Below are 4,213 nucleotides of genomic sequence, written 5' to 3' on the forward strand. Positions count from 1 at the left end.
GTTGCGCGATCCTAATTGCGCATTGGTCAGGGAGCCGGAGCGGCCCAGACCGGCATAGCTTTCGCCACGGGTATCGGTTTTGCTGGATTCACTGTCGGCAGCATCCAAATGGAATGACCAGATTTCGTTGAATTTGTACTTGAGGTTTACGCCCACCGTTTGCAAATCACCGAGGATTTCTTTGGGGTCGGTACGCAATACAGGGTTGGCATTGACCTGAACTCCGGTAGCATCAAATTCGCCCGAACCCGCTGTAATACTGCCGACCGAGAAGGGTTCGATAAATCCGCGGATCACACCGTAATCGCTGTAGTCGATGTCCAGGGCATCAATTACTATGTGCAGGTCTTCATTGGGGCGGTACTGGAAAATCGCGGAAACAGTATCGCGCTCCAGCACCGATGAAATCGCCATAATGTCGAGGCCCGAGGGCACATAGCGGTCACTGGCCGCATTTTTGTCATAACCCCAAACACCGTACTTGCGCTGGTTGGTAGGCGATTCAGTAGAAGCATAGGCCATCGCCAAACCTATAGTGTCATCGGCAAACTTTTGCGAAAAACCTATGGCGTAACGATTGCCGTTGTCATCAAACTCGGGGTTATCCGAGCCTTGGGAATTCACTTCGTAAGACCCATTCAGGGTAACGGTGGGCGCAGAGTCCAATGGGCGCGCCGTACGCAAATCCACGGTTCCGCCAATTCCGGTAGTGGTCAATTTGGCTTCGGAAGATTTGTAGATGACTGCACCCGACATGATTTCAGAGGGGTAGAGATCATATTCAGCGCCGCGGTTATCGCCAATACCGAGCAGTTCGCGGCCATTCAGGGTGGTGCCAACAAAATCCTCTTTAAAGCCGCGCACGGAAATACCGCTCACGCGCCCACCTTTACGCTCACCCGCCAAACCGGGCAAACGTGCCAAAGATTCTGCTATCGATGAATCTGGCAGCTTACCAATGTCCTCAGCCGCCAATGCCTCTGATATGGAGGCGTTTTCCATCTTCATTGACTGTGCACGCATCAAGCTTGCGCGGATACCGGTCACCATCACCTCTTCAACATCCGAGGTGGTTTCATTGCTGGAATTTTGTGCATGGACCAGACCAGTGCTTCCGGCAGCCGTCGCCACGGCTAAAGACAAAATCGCGGGCTTGAATATGGGGTTGTGTTTCATGTCTCTCTCCAGTTGTGCTTTTTAGGCTGTAAGAAAATCTTTGCAACCGGTTGTAATTTAGAACACTCATGGACGAAAGCCAAAAAAAGTTCCATTTTTTTTGTGCTCGCTACCAAAGGTTACATTTTGATCAAATACAACCACTCAAAATCTGCTACCGAGAGAAACAACCGGTTGCAATATGCGCCATTAAATAACATTGGTTACATTAGTTGTCGTTTGAGAATAAATCTCATGGCAACTTAAGGCAGGTGTTGCACATGGAAAAAGAGGGGAAAGCAACGAAAAACGGCGCAGTAAAACCGCGCCGTTTAGTATCTACAAAAGGGGAAATCTAGCTCTGGGTACTATTGCGAACGAGGATGTCGGTGGGCAGGAATCCTGAATCCACCCGCTCACCATCAATCATGGCGAGCAACTTTTCCACCATTAACCGGCCACCCTGCTCCCGATCCTGACAGATGGTGGTAATCGATGGGGTGTAAAAGCGGGCCAGGGAAATATCGTCATAACCAACTACCGCCACATCGGTCGGCACGCGCAGGCCATGCTCGGTAAGCGAGTTAATTGCCGCCATGGCGATGGCATCGCTCAAGCAAAACAATCCATCAAATTTCTGCCCGCTGGCGATGAGCCGCTGCGCCGCCTCCCGGTGGCTGTCGCGACCAACTCCTAACGCCACTTCCAGCGCCGGGTTTGGGGTTAGACCAGTATTTATAAGGGTTTGGCGGTACCCCTCATAACGCAACCGGCCTTCGGGGGTGGACCAATCGCCGATAATGGCAATTTGCTGGCGGCCTATCTCCAGTAGATGACGAGTGGCCAACTCCCCACCCAGGTGGTTATCGCCGCCCACGGTGCAGTAGCGCTGGTCCGGCAACTTGGCGCCCCAGACCACTACCGGTGTATTGCCATCTGCAATACGGTTTAAGTCCTCATGGCAATCCGCCTGACCGGCCACAATCAAACCGTCGCAGTTGATCCGGCGCAAACCATCGTGGCCACTGGCTACCGCATGCAAGCTCAAACCGGACAGGAGCATTTCGTGCCCTTGCTCAATCAGGCTAAAGGAGATGGAACCCAATAATTCCAGAAAAAATGGATCAGTAATTTGCCAGCGGGCTTCATCCGCCGAGGGAATAACAACGCCGATAGTGAGGGATTCTTTCAGCCGAAAATTGCGCGCCTGGGTATTCAGGCGATAGTTGTGTTCCTTGGCAAGCGCCTGAATTTTCTCGCGGGTTTCCAAATTGACCAGCTCGCTGTTTTGCAATGCACGCGAAACAGTTGACTTGGACACCCCCGCCATTTTCGCCAGATCCACCATTTTCAAGGCGGTTTTTTTTATCGTTGTTGTTTCTTTTTTCATCGCCAGCCACTCGTTGAGCAATTCAGCGGAAACCTGCCGCTACACCAAATTGGCATCATAGTTTGTTTTCCGGGCAATCACCATACAACCGGTTGTAAATCGGGATGATATCCAGATGCAAGCACTTGCCCCAACTTAATAACACTGGTTTAATTAGTTGCTAAAAAACGCTCATTTTACTTTCCGGCAACTGCGATGCAGTGCAAGGGGCTCTGATGAAACACCTGTATTCCAAGCTTGTAATGGGGCTGGCCCTGATACTTTTGATTTTGCCTAGCCAGGCGGACATCACCCAAAGCTACCAGTTACGGTCGCCCGATGATTCGTTGGAGCTGCAGCTGGAGGTGCGTCGGGAAGGGGTGTTCTACAGCCTAAACTACCAGCACAGATCGGTAGTGAAGCCCTCTCGCCTGGGGCTCAAGCTTAAAGGGCAAGAGCCTCTGGCTGGCGCGCTCAAGGTCGATAACCACAGCGAGCGCGAGGTGAACCAGCAATGGCAGCAACCCTGGGGAGAACAACAGACCATCAGCGAGCACTATCGTGAGCTTCGTCTGGAACTTAGCGAAACCAGCGCCAAGCCCCGACGATTACATCTGGTGATGCGCGCGTTTAATGATGGAGTCGGCCTGCGCTACGAGCTACCTGATCAGCCGCATCTGAAGAATTTCGTGATCGAGGACGAGCTGACTGAATTTGTATTGGCCGAAAATAGCCACACCTGGTGGCTCCCCGCCTATCGCAACTGGGGGCCGGAATATCAATACCTCAAATCCGCACTCAGCTCGGTCGATGTCGCCTTCACCCCAATTACCCTGGAAGCGCGCCATTACGCGCTGGCGATTCACGAGGCGGCGCTGGTCAACTACGCCAGCATGACACTGCGCCTGCAGGGGGATAACAGCAAAACCCTGAAAGTGGACTTGGTGCCCTGGCCGAATGGCGACAAGGTGCGCACCTCCACCCCCATGAAGTCCCCCTGGCGCACCATTCAAATCGCGCCAAAAGCCATAGATCTGTTGAACTCTCACCTGACTTTGAACCTGAATGAAGCGCCCACGCCCGAAGCGCTCGCTAATGCCGCTCGCTACCTGAAGCCAGGAAAGTACATGGGAATCTGGTGGGAAATGCATATCGGCGAAAAGGATTGGAGCCCGGGCCCCAAACAGGGCGCCACCACAGCGCGGGCTAAGCAATATATCGACTTCGCCGCGCAACACGATATCAGTGGCCTGCTAATCGAAGGCTGGAATAAAGGATGGGAGGGTGAATGGTGGCAGCGCCCGCCGACATTTATCTTTGATCAACCCGTAGACGGGCTGAATTTGGAAGAGGTAGTGCGCTACGGCAAAGAAAAAGGCGTGGCCGTTATCGGTCACCATGAAACGGCAGCGGGGGTTACCTATTACGAGCAGCAAATGGAATCGGCGTTTGAATACTACGAAAAGCTCGGCATTCACAGCGTAAAAATGGGCTACGTGGGTAAGCGTATCGACAGTGACCAGTGGCACCACGGTCAATACATGGTGAACCATTTCCAGCGACTGGTGGAGACCGCCGCACGTCATCAGGTGATGGTTAACGCCCATGAAACCGTCACCGATACCGGCCTGCGCCGGACCTATCCGAACTTGATGACCCGGGAGTGCGTGCGCGGTATGGAGTACAACG

At 53.1% G+C, this 4,213-nt stretch carries 3 protein-coding genes; 1 reads left to right on the forward strand and 2 read right to left on the reverse strand.

All coding sequences use genetic code 11. The features are described from left to right. On the reverse strand, positions 1 to 1,176 hold a 1,176-nt coding region (locus ACWA6V_RS18170; protein WP_449523818.1), incomplete at its 3' end, for a TonB-dependent receptor plug domain-containing protein. Between the two features lie 334 nt (positions 1,177 to 1,510). Next, positions 1,511 to 2,545, reverse strand: coding sequence for a LacI family DNA-binding transcriptional regulator (locus ACWA6V_RS18175; protein ID WP_449523819.1), 1,035 nt, complete (start codon positions 2,543 to 2,545; stop codon positions 1,511 to 1,513). A 215-nt stretch (positions 2,546 to 2,760) separates the two neighbouring features. On the opposite strand from ACWA6V_RS18175, the gene ACWA6V_RS18180 reads away from it, so the two are divergent. Next, a partial coding sequence (locus ACWA6V_RS18180; RefSeq protein WP_449523820.1) for a glycoside hydrolase family 97 catalytic domain-containing protein occupies positions 2,761 to 4,213 on the forward strand: 1,453 nt, incomplete at its 3' end.

This window comes from Cellvibrio sp. (assembly GCF_053579595.1).

Coding starts and splice junctions, on each gene's coding strand:
- ACWA6V_RS18175 (WP_449523819.1), bottom strand. CDS start 2,545: ATGAAAAAAGAAACAACAACGATAAAAAAAACCGCCTTGAAAATGGTG.